Source organism: Kitasatospora sp. NPDC057738, assembly GCF_042798815.1.
Lineage (GTDB): Bacteria > Actinomycetota > Actinomycetes > Streptomycetales > Streptomycetaceae > Kitasatospora > Kitasatospora lactacystinica.
In genome coordinates, this window is sequence record NZ_JBHVJT010000085.1 from 1 (window position 1) to 23540 (window position 23540).

Annotated in this window: 22 protein-coding genes and 3 pseudogenes; 8 read left to right on the top strand and 17 right to left on the bottom strand. The window is 74.1% G+C overall.

Annotation, left to right across the window (positions count from 1 at the left end):
* From ACFVGO_RS33525 to ACFVGO_RS33540, 4 genes and pseudogenes are all read right to left on the bottom strand, one after another.
* Nucleotides 1-2333 (bottom strand): annotated as a pseudogene (locus ACFVGO_RS33525) (hypothetical protein); the annotation flags it as partial.
* 412 nt (nucleotides 2334-2745) lie between these two features.
* Nucleotides 2746-4127: pseudogene (locus ACFVGO_RS33530) on the bottom strand (M14 family metallopeptidase).
* A gap of 137 nt (nucleotides 4128-4264) precedes the next feature.
* Entirely contained in the window at nucleotides 4265-4462 is a 198-nt protein-coding gene (locus ACFVGO_RS33535; protein WP_380635908.1) for a CGNR zinc finger domain-containing protein, read from the bottom strand.
* Nucleotides 4441-4767, bottom strand: a pseudogene (locus tag ACFVGO_RS33540) (ABATE domain-containing protein); the annotation flags it as partial. The pseudogene ACFVGO_RS33540 and the gene ACFVGO_RS33535, both read right to left, overlap by 22 nt.
* Before the next feature lie 333 nt (nucleotides 4768-5100).
* Between ACFVGO_RS33540 and ACFVGO_RS33545 the strand changes: the two are divergent.
* Together ACFVGO_RS33545 and ACFVGO_RS33550 are read left to right on the top strand one after the other, a co-directional pair.
* Nucleotides 5101-5958 (top strand): DUF4389 domain-containing protein, encoded by an 858-nt coding sequence (locus ACFVGO_RS33545; protein WP_380635860.1) that lies wholly within the window; start codon nucleotides 5101-5103, stop codon nucleotides 5956-5958.
* Between the two features lie 109 nt (nucleotides 5959-6067).
* Nucleotides 6068-6700 carry a peptidase inhibitor family I36 protein gene (locus tag ACFVGO_RS33550; RefSeq protein ID WP_380635862.1) on the top strand — a complete coding sequence of 211 codons (633 nt, stop codon included), beginning with the start codon at nucleotides 6068-6070 and terminating at the stop codon, nucleotides 6698-6700.
* A gap of 26 nt (nucleotides 6701-6726) precedes the next feature.
* Here ACFVGO_RS33550 and ACFVGO_RS33555 read toward each other — a convergent pair whose 3' ends face one another.
* Entirely contained in the window at nucleotides 6727-6909 is a 183-nt protein-coding gene (locus tag ACFVGO_RS33555) for a hypothetical protein (RefSeq protein WP_380635864.1), read from the bottom strand.
* Nucleotides 6910-7149: 240 nt separating this feature from the next.
* Between ACFVGO_RS33555 and ACFVGO_RS33560 the strand changes: the two genes are divergently transcribed.
* The gene (locus ACFVGO_RS33560; protein WP_380350973.1) at nucleotides 7150-7509 is read left to right on the top strand and encodes a hypothetical protein; all 360 of its coding nucleotides are present in this window, start codon (nucleotides 7150-7152) and stop codon (nucleotides 7507-7509) included.
* Nucleotides 7510-7592: 83 nt separating this feature from the next.
* Here the strand turns inward: ACFVGO_RS33560 and ACFVGO_RS33565 are convergent, their stop codons facing one another.
* Complete coding sequence (locus ACFVGO_RS33565) at nucleotides 7593-8015, bottom strand: RidA family protein (protein WP_380350974.1); 423 nt, start codon at nucleotides 8013-8015, stop codon at nucleotides 7593-7595.
* 228 nt (nucleotides 8016-8243) lie between these two features.
* On the opposite strand from ACFVGO_RS33565, the gene ACFVGO_RS33570 reads away from it, so the two are divergent.
* Complete coding sequence (locus ACFVGO_RS33570; protein WP_380635866.1) at nucleotides 8244-8870, top strand: C40 family peptidase; 627 nt, start codon at nucleotides 8244-8246, stop codon at nucleotides 8868-8870.
* A gap of 56 nt (nucleotides 8871-8926) precedes the next feature.
* Here ACFVGO_RS33570 and ACFVGO_RS33575 read toward each other — a convergent pair whose 3' ends face one another.
* Nucleotides 8927-9403 carry a MarR family winged helix-turn-helix transcriptional regulator gene (locus ACFVGO_RS33575; RefSeq protein WP_380350978.1) on the bottom strand — a complete coding sequence of 159 codons (477 nt, stop codon included), beginning with the start codon at nucleotides 9401-9403 and terminating at the stop codon, nucleotides 8927-8929.
* A gap of 146 nt (nucleotides 9404-9549) precedes the next feature.
* Here ACFVGO_RS33575 and ACFVGO_RS33580 point away from each other — a divergent pair, with 146 nt between their 5' ends.
* A complete protein-coding gene (locus ACFVGO_RS33580; protein ID WP_380635869.1) occupies nucleotides 9550-9960 on the top strand; it encodes a VOC family protein in 411 nt (136 codons plus the stop codon).
* 67 nt (nucleotides 9961-10027) lie between these two features.
* Here ACFVGO_RS33580 and ACFVGO_RS33585 read toward each other — a convergent pair whose 3' ends face one another.
* The 7 genes from ACFVGO_RS33585 to ACFVGO_RS33615 all read right to left on the bottom strand — a co-directional run bounded on the left by ACFVGO_RS33585 (nucleotide 10028) and on the right by ACFVGO_RS33615 (nucleotide 15661).
* On the bottom strand, nucleotides 10028-10312 hold the full coding sequence (locus ACFVGO_RS33585) for a hypothetical protein (RefSeq protein WP_359901390.1): 285 nt from the start codon (nucleotides 10310-10312) through the stop codon (nucleotides 10028-10030).
* A gap of 174 nt (nucleotides 10313-10486) precedes the next feature.
* Nucleotides 10487-11797 (bottom strand): threonine--tRNA ligase, encoded by a 1311-nt coding sequence (thrS, locus tag ACFVGO_RS33590; RefSeq protein WP_380635871.1) that lies wholly within the window; start codon nucleotides 11795-11797, stop codon nucleotides 10487-10489.
* A 213-nt stretch (nucleotides 11798-12010) separates the two neighbouring features.
* On the bottom strand, nucleotides 12011-12769 hold the full coding sequence (locus ACFVGO_RS33595; protein WP_380635909.1) for a leucine-rich repeat domain-containing protein: 759 nt from the start codon (nucleotides 12767-12769) through the stop codon (nucleotides 12011-12013).
* 59 nt (nucleotides 12770-12828) lie between these two features.
* Complete coding sequence (locus tag ACFVGO_RS33600) at nucleotides 12829-13071, bottom strand: GNAT family N-acetyltransferase (RefSeq protein ID WP_380635873.1); 243 nt, start codon at nucleotides 13069-13071, stop codon at nucleotides 12829-12831.
* 89 nt (nucleotides 13072-13160) lie between these two features.
* On the bottom strand, nucleotides 13161-13766 hold the full coding sequence (locus tag ACFVGO_RS33605) for a TetR/AcrR family transcriptional regulator (RefSeq protein WP_359901379.1): 606 nt from the start codon (nucleotides 13764-13766) through the stop codon (nucleotides 13161-13163).
* Between the two features lie 106 nt (nucleotides 13767-13872).
* Nucleotides 13873-14601 carry a hypothetical protein gene (locus tag ACFVGO_RS33610; protein WP_380635875.1) on the bottom strand — a complete coding sequence of 243 codons (729 nt, stop codon included), beginning with the start codon at nucleotides 14599-14601 and terminating at the stop codon, nucleotides 13873-13875.
* Between the two features lie 178 nt (nucleotides 14602-14779).
* Entirely contained in the window at nucleotides 14780-15661 is an 882-nt protein-coding gene (locus ACFVGO_RS33615; protein WP_380635877.1) for a 3-hydroxyacyl-CoA dehydrogenase family protein, read from the bottom strand.
* A 158-nt stretch (nucleotides 15662-15819) separates the two neighbouring features.
* Between ACFVGO_RS33615 and ACFVGO_RS33620 the strand changes: the two genes are divergently transcribed.
* Nucleotides 15820-16572 carry an acetoacetate decarboxylase gene (locus ACFVGO_RS33620; protein WP_380635879.1) on the top strand — a complete coding sequence of 251 codons (753 nt, stop codon included), beginning with the start codon at nucleotides 15820-15822 and terminating at the stop codon, nucleotides 16570-16572.
* Between the two features lie 184 nt (nucleotides 16573-16756).
* Here ACFVGO_RS33620 and ACFVGO_RS33625 read toward each other — a convergent pair whose 3' ends face one another.
* Together ACFVGO_RS33625 and ACFVGO_RS33630 are read right to left on the bottom strand one after the other, a co-directional pair.
* On the bottom strand, nucleotides 16757-18037 hold the full coding sequence (locus ACFVGO_RS33625; RefSeq protein ID WP_380635881.1) for a serine hydrolase domain-containing protein: 1281 nt from the start codon (nucleotides 18035-18037) through the stop codon (nucleotides 16757-16759).
* A 157-nt stretch (nucleotides 18038-18194) separates the two neighbouring features.
* Nucleotides 18195-18683, bottom strand: a complete 489-nt coding sequence (locus ACFVGO_RS33630; RefSeq protein WP_380635882.1) for a carboxymuconolactone decarboxylase family protein — start codon at nucleotides 18681-18683, stop codon at nucleotides 18195-18197.
* A 94-nt stretch (nucleotides 18684-18777) separates the two neighbouring features.
* Between ACFVGO_RS33630 and ACFVGO_RS33635 the strand changes: the two genes are divergently transcribed.
* A complete protein-coding gene (locus tag ACFVGO_RS33635; RefSeq protein ID WP_380635884.1) occupies nucleotides 18778-19731 on the top strand; it encodes a pirin family protein in 954 nt (317 codons plus the stop codon).
* Between the two features lie 539 nt (nucleotides 19732-20270).
* On the opposite strand, the gene ACFVGO_RS33640 is transcribed toward ACFVGO_RS33635, so the two are convergent.
* On the bottom strand, nucleotides 20271-21662 hold the full coding sequence (locus tag ACFVGO_RS33640; RefSeq protein ID WP_359901341.1) for a short-chain fatty acyl-CoA regulator family protein: 1392 nt from the start codon (nucleotides 21660-21662) through the stop codon (nucleotides 20271-20273).
* Nucleotides 21663-22063: 401 nt separating this feature from the next.
* Here ACFVGO_RS33640 and aceA point away from each other — a divergent pair, with 401 nt between their 5' ends.
* A complete protein-coding gene (aceA, locus tag ACFVGO_RS33645; protein ID WP_380635887.1) occupies nucleotides 22064-23359 on the top strand; it encodes an isocitrate lyase in 1296 nt (431 codons plus the stop codon).
* The last annotated feature ends 181 nt before the right edge of the window (nucleotides 23360-23540 follow it).

Here is a 23540-nt window from a genome sequence, read left to right on the forward strand (position 1 = left end):
CATACGCTGCGCGCACGCCCGGGGTTGGGATGCCCCCCCCGCCCGCCAGCGCCCCCCCCCCGCGCGGCGGCGTGGCGGGCCTCGGCGGTGGCCGCGCGGTCGTCGGCTCTGGCGACAGCGGCGCGCAGGGCGTCGAGGCGGGGGTGGACCCGGTCCGCCCGGGAGTCCGCGAGGACGGCGGCGAGGCGGACGCGTTCGGCGCGCAGGCGCTCGACCTCGGCCTGGGCGGCCTGGAAGGCGGCGACGGCCTCGGGCCAGGAGGGAACGGGCTCGGCGGGGGCCTGGACTTCGGGAGTGGGAGGGGGAGTTGGGGCGGTGGTGGCCGGCGCCGTGACCGCGGCCGGGCGACGGTCGCGCGGGGTCCGGGCGGGCCTGGGCGCACTGGGCGGCACCCAGTCGCCGAGGACGGCGTTCATGCCGCGCAGCGGCGGGAGCCCGGCGTCGGCGCGGGCCGCGGACTCGTCCTCGGGCAGGCGGCCCCACCAGAAGCGCTCGGTGAACCTGGTCCGGTTGGTCTTGTTGCCGAGGACGGCGGCGACCAGCCCCCAGGCGGGCGCGCCGCCGAGCAGGGCGGAGGCGAGGTCGGAGAAGTGGTCGGGGCCGTCCTGCCAGTGCGCGTCGAGGGCGTCGGCACCGGGCAGTTCGGCGGTGATGTTCTCCACCGCGCCGTTGTTGGAGGAGGTGACCACGATCTCGCGGCCGGCTAGCCGCGGGTCGAGGGCGGAGACGAAGCGCGGGTGGACACCATGACGGTCCTTGCCCCGCCAGGCACGGCCGACGAACGCCTCCTCGGGCCTCCGGTACCCGGCCATCACGGCGGCGCGTTCGACCACGAGGGCGGCGACCAGGTCGCGGAGCATGGTGGTCTTGCCGGTGCCGGGCGGGCCGTTGACGGAGAACAGGCCACCGGCGTCGGTGCTCGCGGTGGCGGCCTCCGTGCTTCCGGCGCCGGCCCCGGCGCTGCCCCCGGCTGCGGCGCTGCCCCCTGCCCCGGCGCTGCCCCCGACCCCGGCGCGGTCCGCGAGCATGCGGTTGACCGCGAACTGCTGGCTGAGCGCCAGCGGGTACCGCGACTTGGCGGGCCAGCGTCCGGCGGGGACGAGAGCCGGGTCGACGCCGGCCAGGACGGCGAGCCGGTCCTCCCGCAGATCGGTGCGGGCGTCGACCGGGATGTCCCGGCGACCGGTCAGGTAGGCCTCCAGGGCGGGGCCGAGGCCTGCCGCCCGCAGGCCCCCGTCCCCGAGCGCGGCACGGACCCGGGCGAGGTCGGGCGGCAGGAGACTGTTGAGGAACGGCTGCGCGGCGGCGGGCTTGGCCTTCGGGTCGCGCGGGCGGTGCACCAGCCGGCTCCGGACCCGGATCACCCGCGGGTCCAAGTGCTCCTCGACACCGCAGAGATGGGCGATCTGGGCGGTCAGGGCGACGAGGTCGGCGAGCGCGACCGGGCGAGGGCCGGTGTCCTCCGCCGCCTCCGTCTCCGCCGCGTCCGCCGTCTCCGCCGTCTCCTCGGCGGGCGGCTGCGGCGCGGCGGACGGGGAACCCCCACCCGCGCCCTGCTGGTCCGGACGACGGGTCGCCGCCCACTCGGCGACGCGCCGCACCAGCGGCTCCGTCGCCCCCTGCACCGCGGCCCCGGCGACCTCACCGAACAGCGCACCGACCGCCGAGACCGCCGCGCCGCCCAGGATCTCCGCGATCAGCTGCTGCCAGCTGCGAACGGCCTCGTCCCCCTCCCCCACGGGCAGGTCCGCCAGGAGCCCGGGCCCCGGCGCGTACGGAATCGGCGTGGCGGTCAGCCGCCCCACCGCGACCTCGAACGCCTCGCCCAACTCCTCGAAGCCGTCCAGCCACCCGGCCGCCGACGGCCCCGGGTCGAACAGCCGGCCCGTCGCCCAACCGCACGCGGAAACCACCGAAGTGTCCTCGACCGGCCGCCCGTGCTCGTCCAGGACGAGGGCGAACATCGCGCTCTTCCCCGACAGCACCAACTCCTCGTCCGGTACCCCCGGATCCGGGTCGGTCCCCTTCGGCAGAACGGCGATCATCGCCTGCCGAAGCAGCTCCAGGTCGTACACCCCGCCGTACACCTCGTGCCGCCACACCATCCCCCGCGGCGCCCGCCGGGCCGCCGTCTCCGGATGCTCCGGCGCCCACGGCAGCAACAGCGCCGGCCGGCCCGCCGCCGGCGTCACGTCGACGGTGATCGCGTCCGAGGCCCGGGGACGGCCGGCCCGGCGCTTCCGCGGCACCTCCGGTATCGGCGGCGGGCTGAACAGCTCGACCGCCCGCCAGCACTCCAGCAGGTCCCCCGCACGCCCGTCCCTGTCCCGCACCCCGTAGCCCCCTGCGTCGAACCCGCGGCACGAAGCCGCTTCGTGTGCCGATCAACCGGCCGCAGAATCTACCGGACTGCGGGCGGGTAGGCCGAGGGCCCATGTCCCCTCACGGGGCCTCTGACTCATGGCACGATGTCCTCGGCACTTTGACGCCTCGGCGAAGAAACGGCAAGGTCGCCACATCGCCGCAGCTCACAAAGGGTCCTCCCCGCGCACGCGGGGGTCAGCCGGGGAACGCCGTCCGGGGGCCGCGTCGCCGTGGCTTCGTCGCAATTACGGGGCGGACCTGGTGGCGTCGGTTCCACTCGCCGCCGGACGGCCCCGGACCACGGACGCCGGCTGCGGGATGATCCCACAGCCGGCGCCGGGCCGTGACGTGCGTGGCGCGACCCGTACCGATGACGCCAGGTCAGGTCGAGATGCCGCAGTACTGCTGCTGTTTGCCGATCGCGCGGTAGACGCAGTCGGCCGTCTCCACCAGGCGCAGGACCGCTTCGCGGTTGCGGCTGGTCTCGCGGCCGATCACCTCGTCGGGCGGGTAGAAGCCGCCGCCGCTGCCGCTCTCGCCGGGGTACATCTCGAAGGTGTAGGCGAAGATCCGGTGGGCGCCCCACAGCCAGTCGTCGATCGCCCCGTCGGTGATGTAGAGGTCGCTCGACTGTTCGGGCGTGTAGCCGTTGGTGGCGGCCATGCCGCGGCCGAGGGTGGCGAAGGTGTTGTACTCGTCGGCGGTCATGCCGGTGGCGGTTTCGGCGGTGGTCCAGCCGAACGGCCAGAGGACCAGTTCGCTGTAGGTGTGGAAGTCGATGGCGGCGGTGATCTGCTGCTTGCCGTCGACGACCCGGCTGCGGACGAAGTCGGCGACGACCTTGGTCTCCTTGGCGGACTCCGGTGCGCTGCCCCGGTACGTCTCGTTGGAGGTGGAGCCGGAGGAGCCGCCGCAGCAGCCCCACTTGTAGTTCCAGTTGCGGTTGAGGTCGGTGCCGACGCTGTTGCTGCCGCTGTTGGGCTGGCGGTCCTTGCGCCAGCTGCGGTAGCGGCCGGTGGCGATGTCGTACTCGCCGCCGTCCGGGTTGAGGTCGGGGATCACCCAGATCTCGCGGCTGTTGACGGCGTTGGCGATGCGGCTGTCGATGGCGTACTTGTCGCCGAACTCGTGCAGCAGGTAGAGCGCCATCTCGACGGTGAGGTGTTCGCGGGCGTGCTGGTGGGCGGTGAACAGCACTTCGGGTTCGTTCTCGTCGGTGCCGACGTTGTCGCTGATCTTCACCGCGACGATCGGGCGGCCCTCGTAGGAGGTGCCGATGACGCGCTTGCTCATGATGTCGGGGTGGGCGGCGACCACCGCGTCGATGTCGGCGGTGGCCTCGGCGTAGTTGTGGTAGCCGGAGTCGGCCTGCGGGAAGTCGTACACCGGGCCGGCCAGGCCTTCGTCGCCGGGTTCGGCGCCGTAGCGGGGGCCGGGCAGTGCGACGGGCGACCAGCCGAGCGCCCGCAGCCGGGCGGCTTCGGCGGGGGTGGCGGTGACCACCACCGCTTCGGGCAGGACGGCGTCGACGGAGACGCCGGTGGCGGCGACGGCGGTGCGTTCGGCGACGGTGCGGGGACCGTCGAGTCGATACTGCCGTGCGGTGTCGCTGCCGATGCCGGTGTCGATTCCGGTGTCGATACCGAAACCGGTGACGGGCGCGGGCGGTCGGGGGCGGCCTGGGCGGTGAGCGGGGTGGCGAGGGCGAGGGCCAGCAGCACGGCGGTGGCCGCGGCGGGCTTCCCTCGGCGGGGCAGTCGCATGACTGTCCTCCTGTGGGGTCCGTGGGGGCGGAACTGTGGAGGAGGTTCGGCGCGCGCCAGCTTGATGGTCCGCCAGTGTCATGGGTTCGTCAAGGCGTTGGAAAGGCCGGACCCGGCCGCGGATCGGCCCGCACGACTCAGGAGGCCGGACGGGTCCCACAGGTCGCCAGGCTGCACCAGCGACGCCGGCCGCTCGCGTCCGGGAAGAGCCAGCCGCAGCCGGTGCTGGGCAGCGGCGGACGGTGAACCGGCGCGGGTCGGCGAGCAGTTCGCCGGCCGCGCGGGCGGCGGCGTACAGCGGCAGCCGCAGGCCGGCCGACGGCGGCAGTCGCCAGTGCGCCAGGCCGTCCTCGCCCCGGATGAGGACCGCCGACCGCCCGGCCTCCTGCACCACGGCCGCCACCGCCCCGAGGGCGGCGCCGTCCTGCGGGTCGGTCAGGCACGCGTGGAGGGCCGACCGGAACGCGCGGGCGTCGGCGAGCACGCCGGCGGCCTCCGCGGGCCGCTCCGCCGCCCGGCGGAGCAGGGCCTCGACGACCGGCCCGCCGGCGAGGTCGTGGTGGCCGGCCCAGACCGCGAGCGTGGGGTAGCCGCGCGCCCGCGGCCCGATCCTGCTCGGCGTCGGCGCCGGCGCCGGCAACCTGCCCCGCGACCTCTACACCGTCGACGGCGTCTACACCATCGACATCAGCGCGACCGGCTACCGGACGCTGACCTTCGAGCAGGGCTCGGCCGAACCGCTCTGCGCGAAGATCGCCTGACCGCGCGCCACGCGCACGGCGCCACCGGCGGGCGGCAGCCCCCCACCTTGCCCCTCGGGCCGCGCCACGCCGCGCCACGCCGGGCCGCACCGGCCGACTGGCCCGTCCGGCGCAGCGTGACGCGCGGGACGGGCGGGTTGCTGCGATCTTCGGAGGGCACCCGGCCGCGCCCGACCGCCGGGTCCCGTCGTCCCGAGACCGTGGAGGCCCGGATGTGGCAGGCTCCCCCCGCCCCCGTCAGCCGCGAGTGGCTCCCGGTGCTGGACATGCCGGCGCCCGGTCCGCAGAACCGCTGGACGGTGCTGCTGCGCGCGCTGCTGCTGATCCCCCAGCTCGTGGTGGTGTGGGTGCTGTCGGTGGTGGCGTTCCTGGTCACCGTCGTCGGCTGGTTCGGTGCGCTGGTGCTCGGCCGGCTGCCCGGTTTCGTGGCGGACTACCTCACGGTGTTCATCCCGTACGACACCCGCGTCACCGCGTACATGATGCTCACCGGGGACCGCTATCCGCCGTTCCGGTTCGAGGTCCCCGACTATCCGGTGCAGGTCGGGCTGCGGCCGGGTGAGCTGAACCGGCTCGCCGTGCTGTTCCGCATCGTCCTCGTCATCCCGGCCGCGATCGTGCAGGGCCTGGCGTACGCGGGCTGGTGGACGGTGTCGTTCGTCCTCTGGCTGGTGGTGCTGCTCCTCGGCCGGATGCCGCAGCCGCTGTACGAGGCGACGACCGCGATCCTGCGCTACCGGATGCGTTTCATCTCCTACCTGGTGATGGTCTCGTCCGCCTACCCCAAGCGCCTGTTCGGCGACGAGCCGGGCAGTGAGCCGGCCGGGCCGGCGTCGGCCACCCGCCCGCTGGTCCTGGGCGGCGCCGGACGCGGCCTGCTCGTCCTCTTCCTGATCCTCGGCCTGGCCTCCTCGGCGACGGGCTCGGTCACCGCCTCCGTGAACTCGGACGACGACAACGACGACGAGGGCTCCCACCCGGCCCAGCACGTCGTCGCACCCCTGGTGCCGGGCCCCGCCGACCGGGCCCGCGACTCCGGTCGGATCGGCGAGGACGCCCGCGAGTCGTAGGTTCGCCCGATCAGGGGGCGCGTACGCACCGGCGCGCCGTTGCCGCGTACGCGCCGTCTGATCGAGAGAGCAAGGTTACCGGCGGTATGTGCACGGCTACGTTTGGCATATGACGCACTCTCGACTCCGCCGACTCCTCGTCCGCACAGCCGGGGCCCTCGTGCTCCTGGCCGCGCCCCTCGGGGCGCAGGCCGCCGCCGCGCACAGCCCGGCCGGGGACCGGAGAGCCATCATCACCGCACTCGGCGACGGCGACCGCGACGCACTCCAGCGGTCGGTGGACGCCCAGCTCGCCGCGGGCAAGGGCGGCAAGCAGACCGCCGCCAACGAGATCACCTACCCGGACGGCGCGGTGATGGTGCTCCCGCTGCCCGGGCAGGCGCAGGCACCGCCGTGGAGCGGCGACCACCACCGCCGCACCGTCCGGAGCCCGGACTGGAAGAACTGCCCCACCCCGGCCACCGAGCCGTCCTACTACTGCTTCTACGCCGACCGGAACTGGGGCGGCCGCCGGCTCCAGTTCAACCTCTTCCACGAGGACGCCGCCGTGTACTTCACCGACTACGGGTTCCGCGACCAGGCGAGCAGCTGGGTGAACACGGCGCGCGGGCTGGAGGTGATCGTGGACAACGACCCGGGCGACGGCCAGTGGCAGATGCTCTGGAAGGAGCCGGCGGTGTCGCTGTCCGCGTCGGTCGCGTACGACAACATGGCCGACCGGTTCTGGGCGGTCAGGCAGTAGCCACCGGCCGCACCACCGGCCACTGGCTACCGGCCGGCGGCCGAGGCCGGAGGTGAGACCGCGCCGGTGGGGACCGGCTCCGGCATGACCGTGATGTAGGTCGGCGCCGGCGCGGTCTGCCGGGAGTCCGCCGCGTACCAGCCGGCGCCGAACGCGACGATGCCCAGCAGAAGGCCCCCGAGGACCAGCGTGAGGATGTGCTGCTTCATGGCCCAAGGGTAGGGGTGGAGCAGCCAACTTCCTTGCAGCCACGGCTCGCTGAGCCCGCCAGCCGTCAACCGGGATTGACGCCCCGACGGGCCCTGCGCACACCCCAGCACGTCGAACCCGGCGTCACCCACACGAGCGCATTGCGCCGCCCCGCGGAATCGATCTGCTTCGCATGCGGCAGAAACCCTCCGCGGCGGAACCTCCGTCGACGCCCGCCCCCCCACACCAGGAGACCCATCATGCGACTGGCCCTGTCCCTCCGCGCCGTCCTCGCCGTCCTCGCGCTGGTCGGCGGGACGGTGGTGGTGACCGCGACCCCGGCCACCGCGGCGACCTGCCCGCACAGCGACTCGCCCAAGATCGACGGTGCGGAGGCCACCTGGACCCTGAAGTGCAAGAAGGTCGAGGGAGTCGAGTCGCTGTACGTCGACGGGTGGGTGGAGGACACCCGGGCCGACGGGATGTGCGCGACGGTCACGATCGCCGCCGACAGCAAGAGCTACCCGGAGGAGGTGCAGGCCTGCGGCTCCGGGACGCGCGAGCAGATCCACAAGTTCTACACCGGCCGGAGCGCCACGGTGAAGCTCAGCGTGCGCTGATGACCGGTTGACCGGCCGGGGGCGGGGCCGACGGCCTGAGTCGACGGGCCCGGCCCGGCCGGGCCGGGTCGCGCCAGGTCAGGTCAGGACGCGTCGGGCCCGGAGGGCAGCACGGCCACGGCCTCCACCTCCACCAGCTGTTCGTCGTACCCGAGCACCGTGACGCCGAGCAGGGTGCTCGGGGCGTCGTGCTCCCCCATGTAGGCGCGGTAGACGTTCCACACCTTCACCAGGTCGGCCTGGTCGCCGGAGGCCACGTACACGGTCGTCCGGGCGATGTCGGTGAGGGCCGCGCCGCTGTCCTCCAGCACGGCTATCAGGTTCCGCATCACCTGGTGGGCCTGGCCCTCGAAGTCGCCCACGGCGACCGTCCGGCCCTCCTCGTCCAGCGGGCAGGCCCCGGCCAGCCAGAGCGAGCGGGCCGGGGCGTCGACCTCCGCCGCGTAGGCGTAGTCCACCGCCCTGGTCAGCCGCGTGGAGCGGATCAGCTTGACGGCTCTGCTCATGTGGTCCTCCGACGGTCCCGACCGAACGTTCGCGCCCATCGTTGGCGTCTCCTGAACAACCGTCAAACCATTTACCGGCGAACCCCCCTCCGTTTCGGGGCTCTTGCGTCGGCGATTCACCGTTGCGGGTGATGGCGGACCGGCCCGCCGCAGCGGAATCCTGGTGGGTGCCCGCCCGGGCACCACACCCCGGGCGCCCAGCCACCTCCAGCACCGGGAGGCACCGCCATGGAGCCCCAACCGTCCGACCGTGACCAGACCTCCGGCGTCCGTCGGCGCCGCATGCTCGGCCTCGCGCTCGGGGCGGGTCTCGTCCCGGCGCTCGGCCCGGCCGCCCAGGCGGCGTCCGACGCCCCGCCCGGGACGGCCCGGTCGCTGCCCGCGGCCGCGCTGGGCCGCCGGGTCGCCGACGTGGCCGCGAGCCAGCTCGGCGTGCCGTACGCCTGGGGCGGAGGCGACCGGCTGGGCGCGAGCCTCGGTTTCTGCGACGAGGAGAACGGCTGGCTGAACGGCGTGTGCATGGGCGAGAGGACGGTCGGCTTCGACTGCAGCGGCCTCTCGCTCTACTGCTGGTACCGGGCCAGCCACGGCACCGTCGAGCTCGGGCACTACACCGTCGCGCAGTTCAACCTCGGTGCCCCGGTGGAACGCGACGCGCTCGCCCCGGGCGACCTGCTGTTCTTCTCCCGCCCCGACGCCCCCCTGCACCACGTCGGGATCCACGTCGGCGAGGGCGCGATGATCCACGCCGAGCGGACGGGCACCCTGGTCGCCCGGGTCGAGAACGTGCTCGACGTGCCGCGCTGGGCGGGCGAGTTCGCCGGCGCCCGCCGCCCGGGGCAACGCTCGGCCTGAGGCGGACGACCCGACGCGACCGGCCCGAAGCGGCCGACCCCACGCCCGCCCCACGGTCACAGGCCGCCGCACCACTCCCCCGTCCCGTGGTGCACCCGCAGCAGCAGTTCCTGCAGCACCTGCCGCTCCCCCGCGTCCAGCGGCGCGAGCACGGCGTCCTGCACCGCCCGCGCCTGCGCCTCCAGGTCGGCGAGCAGCGCCCGTCCGGCATCGGTGACCGAGACCGAGACCCTCCGCCGGTCGGCCTGGTCCCTGGCGCGTTCGACGTACCCGGCGGCGGCGAGCCGGTCGGCGACCTTGGCCAGGTCGCTCGGGTCGATGGCCAGCCGCCGCACCAGGTCCCGCTGGGCCTGCGGGCCGAAGTCGGCGAGTGCGGCCAGCACCGCCATGTCCCAGAGCCGCAGGCCGCGTTCGGCCAGCCGCTCGGCGAGCCGGCCGCGCGCCGCCTTGCCGATTCGGGAGAGCAGGTAGGTGCTGAGGTCCAGCAGGGTCGGGGGGAGTTCGGCGGCGGGGTGCGGGTTCTCGGAGGCCATGGCGGCAGTCTAGGGTCTCTCCCTATAGTGGGTTGTGACCCATCAACTCGGGAACCGCCGGAACCGCCGGAACCACCCCCCGCGCCGCCCCCGCACACCGCCCCCGCACCGCCGCTCTCTCCACCCCCTTTGCCAGGAGTTCGCCCGTGGACGCCCCGTACCCCCGCCTGCTCGTCTCCCGCTTCGCCGAGTGCTTCGCCTTCTACCGCGCGGTCCTCCCGGAGCTCACCGGCGCCACCCCGGCCAAGGGCGCGCCCGAGGGCCCGTACGCCAACTGGGACCTCGCCGACCGCACCTGCCTGGCCCTCTTCGACCGATCCGCGATGGCCGCGGCCCTCGGCGCCGCCGAGCTCCCCGCCCACCCCGCCGCACCCTCGCAGGACACCGCGATGCTGGTCCTCCGGGTGGACGACGTGGACGGCGCACTCGGCCTCTGCCTGCGCCACGGCGGCACCCCCGTCACCCCGCCGACCGACCGCCCGGAGTGGGGCCCCACCCTGCGCGGCGCCCATCTGCGCGACCCGGACGGCCACGTGATCGAGCTCCAGTCCTACTGACCGGCCCCGCCGCACGGGGCTTGCGCCTCGTGCGGCGCGGTCGGCCGGCGGACCGCCCCGACCGGGCCTACTCCATCGGCAGCGACGGGTGGCCCGCCGGCCCGTAGGCCTCGAATCCTCCTCCGGCCTGCGCGAGTTGATCGGCCCGGAAGTCCGAGGAGCAGGCCCGCCCGAGAGCCTGCGAGGCGGCGTCGGCGCCCGGGACGTGCCCGAGCACCGCGGCACAGTACTGGACGGCGGGGCTGGGCAGCGGGCGGAGCTCGGCCGAGCCTGCCGGGGTGGCGGCCACCGCTCCGGCGAGGGCGAGACAGCCGGCCAGAGCGGGAACGGCGAAGCCGTGTGGGACGCGCATCGGGAGTACCTCCGTACGGGTGGGGACAGCGGCGGCCGCGGACTCGGCCGCCCGGCCCATTCGACGGGCGGCCGCCGCCCTCGGCCCGACCGACACACCGCACACCGCACTAGTCGTACGTATGCCACGGACGGCCCCACCGAGGCCCCGCGGACGGGCGTCCGAGGCCGGGCCCTACGGCCGCCGGGAGGCGTACTCCGCCCACAGTTCCGCGTCGCACGCCGCCACCAGCGCGCCGATCCGCGCCCACGCCTCCTCGGCCGGCAGCGGCTCCAGCCGTCGGCCGTCCCGCAGTCGCAGCGCGACCCTGTCGTCCACGGCCTCCTTCGCCCCGATCACCGCCTGGTACGGCACCAGCCGGGCCTCGCGGATCCGGGCGCCCAGGGTTCCGTGCTCGGGCCCGTCGACCTCGGCGCGCAGGCCGAGGTCCAGGCAGCGCTGCCGGAACCGTTCGGCCTGCGGCAGTTCGGCCTCGGAGACGGGCAGCAGCACCACCTGGACGGGCGCGAGCCAGGCCGGGAACGCGCCGCCGTACAGCTCGATCAGGTGGGCGACCACCCGCTCGACGCTGCCGATCACGCTGCGGTGCACCATCACCGGGCGGTGCTTGGCGCCGTCCGCGCCGATGTAGTGCAGGTTGAACCGCTCCGGCTGGTGGAAGTCGATCTGCACGGTGGAGAGGGTGAACTCACGGCCGGCGCCGTCGGCGATCTGCACGTCGATCTTGGGCCCGTAGAACGCCGCCTCGCCCTCCGCCGCCTCGAACGGCACCCCGGAGCGCTCCAGCACCTCGGTGAGCAGTGCGACGGCGCGCTCCCAGAGCGCCGGGTCCGCCACGTACTTGCCGCCCGCGCCGGGCAGCGAGAGCCGGTAGCGGACCGGGACGACGCCCAGTGCCCGGTGCGCCTCGCGGATCAGCTCCAGTGCGGCGACGGCCTCGTCGGCCGCCTGCTCCGGGGTGCAGAAGATGTGGGCGTCGTTCAGCTGGATCGCCCGGACCCTGGTCAGCCCGCCCAGCACCCCGGACAGCTCGGAGCGGTACATGCCGCCCAACTCCGCCATGCGCAGCGGCAGTTCCCGGTAGCTGTGGGAGCGTGAGCGGTAGATCAGCGCGTGGTGCGGACAGAGGCTGGGGCGCAGCACCATCTCCTCGGCGCCCAGTTCCATGGGCGGGAACATGTCCTCGCGGTAGTGCGCCCAGTGGCCGGAGATCTCGTAGAGCTCGCGTTTGCCGAGCACCGGGGAGTAGACGTGGCGGTAGCCGGCCCGGCGCTCGCGGCCGCGGATGAACTCCTCCAGGGAGTGCCGGATCGCGGCGCCGTCGGGGAGCCAGTACGGCAGGCCGGAGCCCATCAGCGGGTCGGTGCCGAACAGGTCGAGTTCGCGGCCGAGCTTGCGGTGGTCGCGCATCGGGCGGCCGTGCAGGTCGTGGTCGTGCAGGTCGTGGTTGCCCGAGGAGCGGTCCTGCGGGGGGTGGCCGTTCATGGCGGTGGTCTCCACTCGGGTGGGCGGGCGAGTGGGTCCGGGAACGGCGAAGCCCCGGGGCACTCGCCCCGGGGCTTCGAACTGGGTCAGCAGTCAGCGCGCCGGGACTCTCTCCGGCGTCGTCGTGGCGAGTGCAGCGCGCTTCATGCGTTCCACGGTAGCAGCTCCGCACTGTCGGCGGTGATCTTTTCCCCCGGGCCGGAGCCCGGCGGTTCAGAAGAGCGTCACGCACCCGCGCGCGGCCAGCGCCTCCAGCAGCCGGCCCGGCGGGCGCACGTCGTTCCACCGCAGGTCCAGCTTCTCCAACGCGGGCAGCGCGCTCGGATCGGTCAGCCAGTCGGGGAGTTCGGTGATCCGGTTGCCGCGCAGGTCGAGGCGGCGCAGCCGCGGGAGCCCGGCGAGCGCGGCGGGCAGTTCGGTGAGGGCGTTCTCCCGGAGCTCCAGCTCGCGCAGCCCGGCGAGCCGACCGACCGACTCCGGCAGATCGGTCAACTCGTTCCCGCGCAGCCAGAGTTCGCGCAGCTCGCCGAGTTCGCCGATCGCCTCCGGCAGAGCGGTGAGCCGGTTGTGCTGCGCGCGCAGCTCGATCAGCGAGGCCAAGTCGCCGATGGTGGAGGGGAGTTCGGTGAGCCGGTTCTCGCCGACGTTGAGGTAGCGCAGCGCGGTGAGCCGTCCGAGCGCCTCGGGCAGGGCGGTCAGCGCATTGTCGTGCAGGTAGAGGAAGTCCCGGAGGCCGGTGAGGTCGCAGAGCTCGGCGGGCAGCGCGGTGAGCCGGTTGTGCCCGAGGTCGAGGGTCCGCAGAGCACTCAACCGGACGATACCGGAGGGGAGTTCACTGATGCCGGTGTCGGCGAGGATGAGCACGGTCAGCCCGGTGCGGTCCCACACCTCGGCCGGCACCTCGTCGAGCGGCCGGCGCCAGAGGTTGAGCGTCACATCGACCGGCCCCACCGTGTCCCTCGTACCCGCCATGTCCGCCGTACCCACCGTGTCCGTCGCACCCACCATGTCCGTCGCACCCACCATGTCCGTCATGCCTGCGCCGCCCGGTCCGGGCCGATGCGGAACTCCGCGAGCTGTCGGCCGTACCACCGGTCGGTCGGCCCGGTGCCGGTCATCCCCAGGCGCCGGCAGACGGCCGCCGACCGGGTGTTGTCCGGGGCCAGCACGGCGCGGATCTCGGTCAGGCCGTCGGCGAAGCCCTTGGCCAGGACGGCCCGGGCCGCCTCGGTGGTCAGCACCGTCCCCGCGCCGTCTTCCGTCCCCGCCGTCACGCGTGCCCCTTTCCGATGCGGATGATGCGTGCATCACCGTACGCAGTCGGGCCGCCGAGCGGAACTCCGGCGTCCCGGGCGCGGTCCGCTCAGCGGGCGCCGGCGTGGAACAGCCCGTCCACGACCTGGTGGAGGAGCTCCTCCGGGAACTCGGCGAGCTCGCCGCGGGCCTCCTCGGTCAGCCGCATCGCGGTGGCGCCCTCGTGCAGGATGACCAGCAGCCGGGCGAGGTCGCGCGGACGGACCCGCGAGGTGGGCTCCGAGGCCTCCTCGATCAGCCCCACCAGCCCGTCGATCAGCCGGGCCTCGTGCTCGGCGAGGCCGCGGGCGACCTCCGGGTGGCGGGCCGCGTGCAGGGTGAACTCCATGGAGAGCAGGAACCAGCCCTCGTCCTCCTGCCGCCGTTGGGCCAGTTCGCGCAGCAGCCGGGACGGGAGGTCCCGGCCCGGCACGGTGCCGACGAAGGCGGACCGCAGGTCGGCGAGCAGCTTGTCGATCTGCTGGTCGTAGAGGGCGAGGAACAGCTGTTCCTTGTCCGGATAGTTGGAGTAGAACGCGCCTCGCGTCAGCCCGGCTCGGGCGACGATGTCGCGGATCGAGGTGGCGTGGAAGCCATGTTCGGTGAACAGGGCGAGGGCGCTGTCGTTCAGGGCGGCGACAGTCAGCGGGCGCCGCTTCGTGGGTGACTTGGGCACGGACTGCGGTCCTCGGCTCTCGTTCTTCGCTCGTCGGTGCCGCCGGGCGGCCCCGGCCCAGTCTACGGGCGGGTCGCTGTGCCGGGCCGCGGCCTCGGGGCGCGGGTCAGGTCGCGGGCGGGAGTTGGGACGCGGCCACCAGCCCGGCCACCGTCCTGAGCCTGGCGAAGTACTCGCGGCAGTACTGCTCGTCGATCAGGGGCACGACCTTGTCGAGGTCGGCGATGCGGTGCCAGAGGTCGGAGATGCTGCGGTGGTCGAATCCGCCGCGCTGTTCCCGGAGCACGGCGGAGGCGACGGCGTCCTCCAGGAGGATCAGGCACACCCTCGCGATGTCCACCCCGAGGAAGCTCCTGGGGAACGGCGCCCGGCGGTGCTCCTCCCACAGCCGGTCGAGCCGCGCCCGGTCCGACTCCTCGTCCGTGGCCCCGCCGGTCGCGTCCGTCGCCACGGGCGGGCGGAGGAGCGCGGACACGGCGTCGAAGACCGGGCGCACCAGCTGGACGGCCCGCCCCGGGGGCACGGCGCCGGTCGTCACGGTGCCCCGCGCGAGCTCGTCGCGCAGTCGCAGGCTTTCCTCGATCTCGGTGACGAGCCCGGGCCCGAGGAGCCCTTCGGCGGCGGCCCGTCCGATCAGCTCCCGGAGCGGCTCCTCGACGGCCAGTCGTTCGACGAGGACCTGTTCCAGGGCGAACAGCGCGTGGGTGACGGCGACGGTGGCGAACTCGTACCGGTAGTAGGAGTGCCGGATGAGCTCGCGGGAGGTCTCCAGCGCGCCCATGACGCCCATCGCGGCTCCGGCGGGCACCTCCAGACCGGCGACCAGGTCCTGCATCCCCGGATAGTCCGGGGCGACGGACCAGGCACGGGGATCCTGGGCAGGGGACAGCGGCGAGGGGATCACCGGTGCATTCTCACGGCCGACGGAGGCCGGTGCCACCGGTTTTCCCCGCGCACCCGGCGACGGGCGGTCACCTGCCCGTCGGCGGGCACCCGGGCCGGCCGACGCCGTGTCAGGCGGCCGCGGCGCCGCCTCCCGTGCCGTAGTCGTAGAAGCCGCGCCCGGCCTTGACGCCGAGCCGGCCGTCCCCGACGTACTCCTCCAGCAGTTCGCGCGGGCCGGCGGGAAGGCCGGGACGCTCGGCGGCGTAGTGCTCCTCGATGTCGAGGACGACGTCCAGGCCGACCTGGTCCATCGCGCGGAACGGGCCGCCGCGCAGGCCGGTGTTGACGGACCACATGGCGTCCACCTCCTCGGCGGTGGCGACGCCCTCGGCGACCACCGCGAGGGACTCGCGCTTGATGGCCGCCCAGATGCGGTTGAAGATGAAGCCGGTGCTCTCCTTGCGCGCCTCGAACGGGAACAGTCCGTGGCGCGGGAGTTCGGCCAGCAGCAGGTCGATGACGGCCCGGTCGGTGCGGCCGCTGGACATCACGTCCACCGCGTTCTGGGTGGGCGGCATGTAGAAGTGGACGTTGACCAGGCGCTCCGGCTCCCGCACGCAGTCGACGAAGCGGCTGGTCGGGTAGGACGAGGAGTTGCTGCCGAGGATCGCGTCCGGGTCGGCGGTACGGTCGAGGTCGGCGAAGACCCGCTCCTTGAGCTCCGGGCGCTCGGGCACCGCCTCGATCACCAGCCAGGCGCCGCGCAGCGCCTCGGCGAGGTCGCCGCCGACGGCGACGGTACCGGGCGCTCCCCCGCCGACCTCGGCGGCGACAGCGGGCAGGTGCTCCTCGACGTAGCCGCGGGCGGCCGCGAGCTGCTCGGCCGAGGGGTCGTAGATCCGGACCTCCCCGCCACCGGTGGCGAACATCAGGGCGATGCGGCGCCCGAGGGTGCCGGCTCCGACGACGGCGACGGGGCGCCCGGCGGGGTTGGGAACGGTGAACGGCATCGAGATCACTTCCTTGGTCGTGCTGCGTTCCGAGGGGTGGTGGCGCGCGGGGCTTCCGCCCGTTTGCGCGGCCACTCCCATCGGATGCATGGTGTATCCGATACACATGGTATCCGTTTGAGGAGACCGAGCAACCCACCACCGCGAAGGAGCCCCCGATGCGCCCCGACCAGGTCGTCCGTCACGCCACCACCCCGCTGACCGCCCCCGTCTACCCGCCCCGCGCCACCCGCTTCACCGACCGGGAGTACCTGAACGTCGTCTACCGGACCGACCCGGAGGCGCTGCGCACGGTCGTCCCCGAACCGCTGGAGATCGACGAGCCGCTGGTCCGCTTCGAGGTCATGAAGATGGGCGAGGTCGACGGCTTCGGCCCGTACGTCGAGGCCGGGCAGGTCGTCCCGGTCCGCTACCGGGACGAGGAGGGCGAGTACCTGCACGCCATGTACCTCGACAACTTCGCCGCCACCGCCGCGGGCCGGGAGCTGAGCGCCTACCCCAAGGTGATGGGCAGCCCCCGCCTCTTCACCGAGGCCGGCGCCCTGGTCGGCACCCTCGACCACGGCAACCAGCGGGTCGCCACCGCGACCATGGCCTACAAGTGGCAGCCGTTGGACCCGGCCGAGGCGCGCGAGCAGATCACCGTGCCCACGTACGGGGTGAAGATCGTCCCCGACTACACCGGCGGCCTGCGGGTCTGCGACCTGGTCCGCACCCGGATCACCGACGTCACCGTCAAGGAGGCCTGGACCGGCCCCGCCCGGCTGCAGCTCTCCGCGCACGTCATGGCGCCGCTGGCGGACCTGCCGGTCCTGGAGGTCGTCTCGGCCAGCCACATCCTCACCGACCTCACCCTCGCCCCCGCCGTACCCGTCCACGACTACCTGGCCGAACGGCGCAGCGCGGCCTGAAGCGCGGGAGCCCCGGTCGACGAGCGCCGGGCGACGGACGCCGGGCAACGAGCGCCGGGCGACGGACGCCCGGCCCCGGGCCGTGGGCCTCCCGACGGCGGAAACGGCACCGCTCCGGCCCGCCCGCACGGTCGAGGACCCGCGCGGACGAGCCGGAGCGGTGGAACCGCGCCGCGGCAGCCGGTCAGCCCAGCCTCGGCGCCATGGCGGCCGGCCCCTGCACCGCCGGCCCCGCCGCCTTCCCCGTCCCCGTCCCCGCCCCGGTCCCGGTGCCCGTCCCGCAGAAGGCCTGCTCCAGGAAGTCGGCCTCCGCCTGCATCTGCGCGACGATCTGCGCCTGGTCGCCGCGCGGAGTGACGGACAGCGACACCTGCCGGTCGCCCGAGCTCCACAGCTGGGTGCTGTACCCGGGCACCGAGCCGTCGTGCCCGTAGACCGGACCGCAGGAGAGCTGCCAGCCGGCCAGCCCGAGCCCGTAGCCCGGCCCGGTCGGCATGCCCTCGATCACGATCGGGGTCGTCGTGGTCATCTCCTTCAACAGCGCCGGCGGCAGCAGCCGGCCGCCCAGCAGGGCCTTCTCGAAGCGGTTCAGGTCACTCAGGGTGGAGATCACCTCCCCTGCCGAGTTCGCCCAGGTGACGCTCGCCACCGTCACGTCCCGGTCGCTGCGGTCCTCCGGGCCGGGGCCCTCGGGCAGCGTCCAGTAGCCGTGCGCGTGCGGGCCCCGGATGCCGGTGGCCGTACCCGGGAAGTACGTGCCGGTCAGGCCGAGCGGGCGCAGGATGCGCGCGGTGGCCTCCTGGGCGTAGCCGTGCCCGGTCGCCTTTTCGATGATCATGCCGAGCAGGGTGTAGTTGACGTTGGAGTAGCCGTACCCGGTGCCCGGCGGGAACTTGGGCGCGTGCGCCGCCGAGGAGGCCACCACCCGGGCCGGGGTGATGTGCCGGGTCAGGCCGCCCTGGTCCAGCCAGTTCCGGACGACCGCCGGGTCGCTCCAGTCGGGGAAGACCCCGCCCTTCTCGTTGGTGGAGTCCCAGAGTCCGGAGCGGTGGCTGAGCAGCTGACGGACGGTGATGCGGTCACCGTTCGGGACCAGCCCGGGCAGGTGGCGCTCGACCGGGTCGTCCAGGCCGATCCGCCCCTCGCCGACCAGTTGCAGCACCGTGGTGGCGATGAACACCTTGGTGACGCTGCCGGCCCGGAACCGCCCGTCCGTGCGCAGCGGTGCGCCGGTGGCCAGGTCGGAGACGCCGGACGCCCCGCGCCAGGCGCCGCTCCCGTCCCGGACCTCCGCGATCGCCCCGACGGCGCCGGCGTCGGTCAGCGCCCGCAGGGCCGCCGCCCGCGGGTCGCCGGACCCCGGCCGTCCGTCGGCGGCCTCGGCCGCACCCGCCGGGACCAGCGGCCCGGCCAGTGCCAGACAGACCGCCCCCACCAGCGCGGAGACAAACGTACGACGTGCCATGCGACCCCACCTTCGCCGTCGGCGAGCACTCCCTCGCCCTCGACGCCCAGCCTCGCCGCTGCCCTGACGGTCGGTCATCCCCCGCCGGAAGGAGCCGGCCGTACACCCGCCAACGGAGGGCCTCCGCCGGAAGGCGGAGACCCTCCCGCGGTCGCGCCTACCGGGCCGGGGCCGGGCGGACCGGGTGCTTGCTCAGGATGGACACCCGGTTGAAGGAGTTGATGGCGATCGAGACCCAGACCACCGCGGAGATCTCCTCGTCGCTCAGCACCTCGCGCGCCACGCCGTACGCGGCCTCCTGGAGTGCCGCGTCCGCCGGGGAGGTGGTCGCCTCGGCCAGCCCGAGCGCGGCCCGCTCCCGGTCGGTGAACACCTCGGTGTCGCGCCAGGCCGCGAGCACGCCGAGGCGCTGGGCGGTCTCGCCCTCGCGGATCGCGGCCCTGGTGTGCACGTGCAGGCAGTAGGCGCAGCCGTTGATCTGCGAGACGCGGAGGTTGACCAGCTCGATCAGCCGGCGGTCCAGCCCGGCCTCGGCCGCGACCTCGCGCGCCGCCTCGGCGGCGGCGAGCAGCGCCTTGTACGCCTGGGGGCTCTGCTTGTCGATGAACACCCGCCGGTCCGTCGGAACCACCGTCACATCACTCACCTGGACTCCTTAGGCTGGTCGCACTGTCGCCCGCCACTCTGCCATGGCATGATAGTTGAATATAGAACTAATCACCACCTGGGAGGGACCCCCCGTGAGCACCGCCGAGACCGACCTCGCCGAGACGCCCGCCGCCGACCCGCGGGTGGAGGTCCTGCCCGCCCGGGACGTCCCGCTCGGCGGCCCGCGCGCGATGACCGTGCGCCGCACCCTCCCGCAGCGCTCCCGCACCATGATCGGCGCCTGGTGCTTCGTCGACCACTACGGGCCCGACGACGTCGCCGGCACCGGCGGCATGGACGTCGCCCCGCACCCCCACACCGGGCTGCAGACCGTGAGCTGGCTGTTCACCGGCGAGATCGAGCACCGCGACAGCCTCGGCGTCCACGCCTACGTCCGGCCCGGCGAGGTCAACCTGATGACCTCCGGCCGCGGCATCGCCCACTCCGAGGTCTCCACCCCGGCCACCACCGTCCTGCACGGCGTACAGCTGTGGGTCGCCCTGCCCGAGGAGCACCGGCACACCGGACGCGACTTCCGCCACCACGCCCCCGCCCCGGTCGCCCTGGACGGCGGCGAGGCACGGGTCTTCCTCGGCACCCTCGCCGGCGACACCTCCCCCGTCCCCACCTTCACCCCACTGCTCGGCGCCGAGCTCACCCTGCGCCCGCACGCCGTCGTCACCCTCGACGTCGACCCCGCCTTCGAGCACGGCCTGCTCGTCGACAGCGGCGAGATCCGCCTCCTCGACACCCCGCTGCGCCCCGCCGAACTCGGCTACGTCGCCCCCGGCAGCCGCACGCTCACCCTCACCAACACCGGCGGGACCGACGCCCGCCTGGTGCTGCTCGGCGGCACGCCGTTCGAGGAGCGGATCGTCATGTGGTGGAACTTCATCGGGCGCTCCCACGAGGACATCGTCCAGGCCCGCGACGAGTGGCAGGCCGCCACCGACCGCTTCGGCGCCGTCCAGGGCTACCCGGGCGACCGCCTCCCCGCCCCCGAGCTCCCCGGCACCCCGCTCAAGCCTCGCGGACGCACCCGCTGACCTGGGCCTTCGACGGACGGGGTGTGCGGCAGCCCGGCTGCTGCGCGCCCCGCCCACAGCACTTTCGGCACCCTCACGCGAGCTCTCGGCCAGGCCCCGTCGGCACGCACTCCCGCAGTTGGCGCATCGCAGGGTTCGACCATCCGTAGCAACGCCTGCCCGCATCGATGCCGACTCGATGCCGACTTGTCCGACGTATCGTCAGCCGACATTGGGCGCCTTCGCGCGCACCGCCGCCGACACGTGCAAGGAGGGTCGGACCGGCGCCGCAGGCGGTGGCGAGGGCGGAAGCCGACGAGCACGAAACAGCCAAGGACGGGGCTCCCGGGCGGCCACCACCTCGACCAGGTGCCGTTCGACCCGCTCAAGCGCGGCAACTCGGGCCTTGCCGTCGGCGCCGGCCCTGAGCTTGTGGCCGGCGTCGACTTCGGCGGCGACACGGCTGCCGCCGACCAGCTCCGTCCCCGCGGCGCCGACTGCCCGCAGGGCATCGGCCCCTCCGTGCGAGACGGTGATCGTCCGGCCCGGCGCGGTGCCGCTCAGGGGGATACCGGGTAGGGGACGAAGGTGCTGGTGTGCTCGTCGACGGCCAGCGGGCGGCCGATCGCCGGGGCGGAGCGCTGGGCGCAGGCGGGGCGTTCGCACACCTTGCAGCCGAGGCCGATCGGGGTGGCGGCGGCCTCGTCGCCGAGGTCCAGACCGGTGGAGTACACCAGCCGGCCCGCGTGCCGGAGTTCGCAGCCCAGGCCGATCGCGAAGGTCTTGCCGGGCCGGCCCCAGCCGCCCGGCGAGCGGGTGACGGCGCGGGCCGTCCACAGGTAGCGGCGCCCGTCCGGCATGGCGGCGACCTGGACGTGGACGCGGCCCGGCGCCGCGAAGGCGTCGTAGACGTTCCACAGCGGGCAGGTGCCGCCGGTGCGGGAGAAGTGGAAGGGCGTGGCGGACTGCCGCTTGGAGACGTTCCCGGCCCGGTCGACCCGTACGAAGGAGAACGGCACCCCGCGCAGGCCGGGGCGTTGCAGGGTGCTGAGGCGGTGGCAGACCGTCTCGTAGCCGACGCCGAAGTGGTCGGCGAGGTGCTCGATGTCGTAGCGGGCGGACTCGGCCTCGGCGTGGAAGGCGGCGTAGGGCAGGACGAGGGCGGCGGCGAAGTAGTTGGCCAGGCCGATCCGGGTGAGCGGGTGCGCCGCCGAGTCCTCGGGGCTGTCCTGGGAGGCGAGTTCGGAGAGCAGCGCGTCGTGTTCCAGGTAGCCGAGTTGGGTGGCCAGCCGGAAGGCCTGCTGGCCGGGGCGCAGCCGCTCCGACAGCCGCAGGGTCCGGGTCCGCGGGTCGTACCGGTGCAGCTGCTCCCCGCCCGCCGCGAGGCGGACGCCGTGCACCGAGGTCAGCCGGTCCGCCAGCACGGCCCGCACCTCGCCGCGCCGCAGCCGGATGTCCTTCGCCAAGTCCTCGGCCGCGGTGTCCAGTTCATGGACGTAGTTCTGCCGGCGGTAGAAGAACTCGCGGACCTGCTCGTGCGGCGTACGGGTGTCGGCGGCCGGGCCCCGGTCCCCCGCGAGGACGGCGAGCTGCTCGGCCAGGGCCCGCCGCCCGCGCCCCAGGTCCGTCAACAGCCTCGCCACGGCGGGCAGTCGGGCGGCGACCTCGTCCAGGTCACCGGGGGTGATCCGGCCGGCCGCGAGCTCGTCGCCGAGGCCGTCGCGCAGTTCGGCGGCGAGCCGGGCGCTGTCCGGCGGGGCGAAGTACCCGGCTTCCACGCCGAACGCCTCGGTGAGCCGCAGCAGCACGGCGACGGTCAGCGGGCGGGCGTCGTGCTCCAGCTGGTTGAGGTAGCTGGGCGAGAGGTCGATCATCCGCGCCATGGCGGCCTGGCTCAGTCCGCGTTCCTCCCGGAGCCGGCGCAGCCTGGCCCCGGCGAAGGCCTTCCCCATCGTCCCGCACCTCCGTGTCCGGCCGTCGGGTCGGCCCGGTGGGGCGCAGCCTAGCCGCAACGCCCCCGGGCAGGCCTTCGCAACCTTCGCGGATTCACCGGACGGGCTTCGCAGAACTTGGCACGGCTCCACCGGTGACGGCGGCCGCGCCGGGTGCCAGAGTCGGTGCTGCGGCCGGGAGACGCCCAGAACGGCGGCGAACGGACAGGTCAACTGCCCTGGCCCGCCGTCCGGGTGACCACGTCCCGCGGTGTTCCACCGCTGCCCGGCGTCACCCGGCCGCCCTCGCACCGGCACGGTGAGAGGTGCCTCACAGCTTTCGCAAAAGCACTTTGGCAGAGCACCCTCGCGAGCACCCCTCGCACGCACCCTTCACAGAGCATCCCCGGGAGTGGATCACCATGACCCAGTCGGTTCGGCAGCAGCAGGAGCAGCAGGCGGCGGAGCTGGCCGCCCGGTGGGCGTCCGACCCGCGGTGGGCGGGCGTCGAGCGCACGTACACGGCGGCGGACGTGGTCCGGCTGTCGGGCACCGTACGCGAGGAGCACACCTTGGCCCGGCGCGGTGCCGAGCGGCTCTGGCGTCAGCTGCACGAGCAGGACTACATCCACGCGCTGGGCGCGCTGACCGGCGGGCAGGCCGTCCAGATGGTCAAGGCCGGGCTGCAGGCGATCTACCTGTCCGGCTGGCAGGTCGCGGCCGACGCCAACCAGGCCGGGCAGACCTACCCCGACCAGAGCCTCTACCCGGCCAACTCGGTTCCCCAGGTGGTGCGTCGGATCAACAACGCCCTGCTGCGCGCCGACGGGATCGACGCCGCCGAGGGCACCGACGGCGGGCCGGACTGGCTGGTGCCGATCGTCGCCGACGCCGAGGCGGGCTTCGGTGGCCCGCTGAACGCCTTCGAGCTCACCAAGGGCATGATCGCGGCCGGCGCCGCGGGCATCCACTACGAGGACCAGCTGGCCTCGGAGAAGAAGTGCGGCCACCTCGGCGGCAAGGTGCTGGTGCCCACCGCCCAGCACGTCCGCACCCTCAACTCGGCCCGCCTGGCGGCCGACATCGCCGACGCGCCGACCCTGATCGTCGCCCGCACCGACGCCCTCGCCGCCAACCTGCTGACCACCGACGTGGACGAGCGCGACGCCCGCTTCTGCACCGGCGAGCGCACCGCCGAGGGCTTCTACCGGGTCGAGCCCGGCATGGCCCCGGTCATCTCCCGCGGCCTCGCCTTCGCCCCGTACGCCGACCTGCTCTGGGTGGAGACCGGCACCCCGGACCTCGCCCAGGCCCGGGAGTTCGCCGAGGCGATCAAGGCCGAGCACCCGGACCAGATGCTGGCCTACAACTGCTCGCCGTCCTTCAACTGGAAGGCCGCCCTGGACGACGACCGGATCGCCAAGTTCCAGCGGGAGCTGGGCGCGATGGGCTACCGCTTCCAGTTCATCACCCTGGCCGGCTTCCACGCCCTCAACCACTCGATGTTCCAGCTCGCCCGCGGCTACGCCGAGCACGGCATGACCGCCTACGTCGACCTCCAGGAGGCCGAGTTCGCGGCCGTGCCGGACGGCTACACCGCCGTGAAGCACCAGCGCGAGGTCGGCACCGGCTACTTCGACCAGGTCTCCACCGCGCTCAACCCCGGCGCCGAGACCCTGGCGCTGACCGGCTCCACCGAGGCCGAGCAGTTCCACTGATGCCCGGCCGCCCGGCGGGCTCGGTCACATCCCGCCGGAGCGCGCCACCCCCGGCGGCTCGCACGGCGGAGCGAGGGAGCTCCGTGCCGCCCCCTGCCCGGGGCCGCGCTGAGGGAGACGGCCCCGGGGCCCACCTTTTTGTTTCCTTGAGAACCTGACGAACCCGCCCCAACACCCCGAA

Coding starts and splice junctions, on each gene's coding strand:
- ACFVGO_RS33545 (WP_380635860.1), top strand. CDS start 5,101: ATGTGGCAGGCTCCCCCCGCCCCCGTCAGCCGCGAGTGGCTCCCGGTG.
- ACFVGO_RS33550 (WP_380635862.1), top strand. CDS start 6,068: ATGACGCACTCTCGACTCCGCCGACTCCTCGTCCGCACAGCCGGGGCC.
- ACFVGO_RS33555 (WP_380635864.1), bottom strand. CDS start 6,909: ATGAAGCAGCACATCCTCACGCTGGTCCTCGGGGGCCTTCTGCTGGGC.
- ACFVGO_RS33560 (WP_380350973.1), top strand. CDS start 7,150: ATGCGACTGGCCCTGTCCCTCCGCGCCGTCCTCGCCGTCCTCGCGCTG.
- ACFVGO_RS33565 (WP_380350974.1), bottom strand. CDS start 8,015: ATGAGCAGAGCCGTCAAGCTGATCCGCTCCACGCGGCTGACCAGGGCG.
- ACFVGO_RS33570 (WP_380635866.1), top strand. CDS start 8,244: ATGGAGCCCCAACCGTCCGACCGTGACCAGACCTCCGGCGTCCGTCGG.
- ACFVGO_RS33575 (WP_380350978.1), bottom strand. CDS start 9,403: ATGGCCTCCGAGAACCCGCACCCCGCCGCCGAACTCCCCCCGACCCTG.
- ACFVGO_RS33585 (WP_359901390.1), bottom strand. CDS start 10,312: ATGCGCGTCCCACACGGCTTCGCCGTTCCCGCTCTGGCCGGCTGTCTC.
- thrS (WP_380635871.1), bottom strand. CDS start 11,797: ATGAACGGCCACCCCCCGCAGGACCGCTCCTCGGGCAACCACGACCTG.
- ACFVGO_RS33595 (WP_380635909.1), bottom strand. CDS start 12,769: ATGGCGGGTACGAGGGACACGGTGGGGCCGGTCGATGTGACGCTCAAC.
- ACFVGO_RS33610 (WP_380635875.1), bottom strand. CDS start 14,601: ATGCAGGACCTGGTCGCCGGTCTGGAGGTGCCCGCCGGAGCCGCGATG.
- ACFVGO_RS33615 (WP_380635877.1), bottom strand. CDS start 15,661: ATGCCGTTCACCGTTCCCAACCCCGCCGGGCGCCCCGTCGCCGTCGTC.
- ACFVGO_RS33620 (WP_380635879.1), top strand. CDS start 15,820: ATGCGCCCCGACCAGGTCGTCCGTCACGCCACCACCCCGCTGACCGCC.
- ACFVGO_RS33625 (WP_380635881.1), bottom strand. CDS start 18,037: ATGGCACGTCGTACGTTTGTCTCCGCGCTGGTGGGGGCGGTCTGTCTG.
- ACFVGO_RS33640 (WP_359901341.1), bottom strand. CDS start 21,662: ATGGGGAAGGCCTTCGCCGGGGCCAGGCTGCGCCGGCTCCGGGAGGAA.
- aceA (WP_380635887.1), top strand. CDS start 22,064: ATGACCCAGTCGGTTCGGCAGCAGCAGGAGCAGCAGGCGGCGGAGCTG.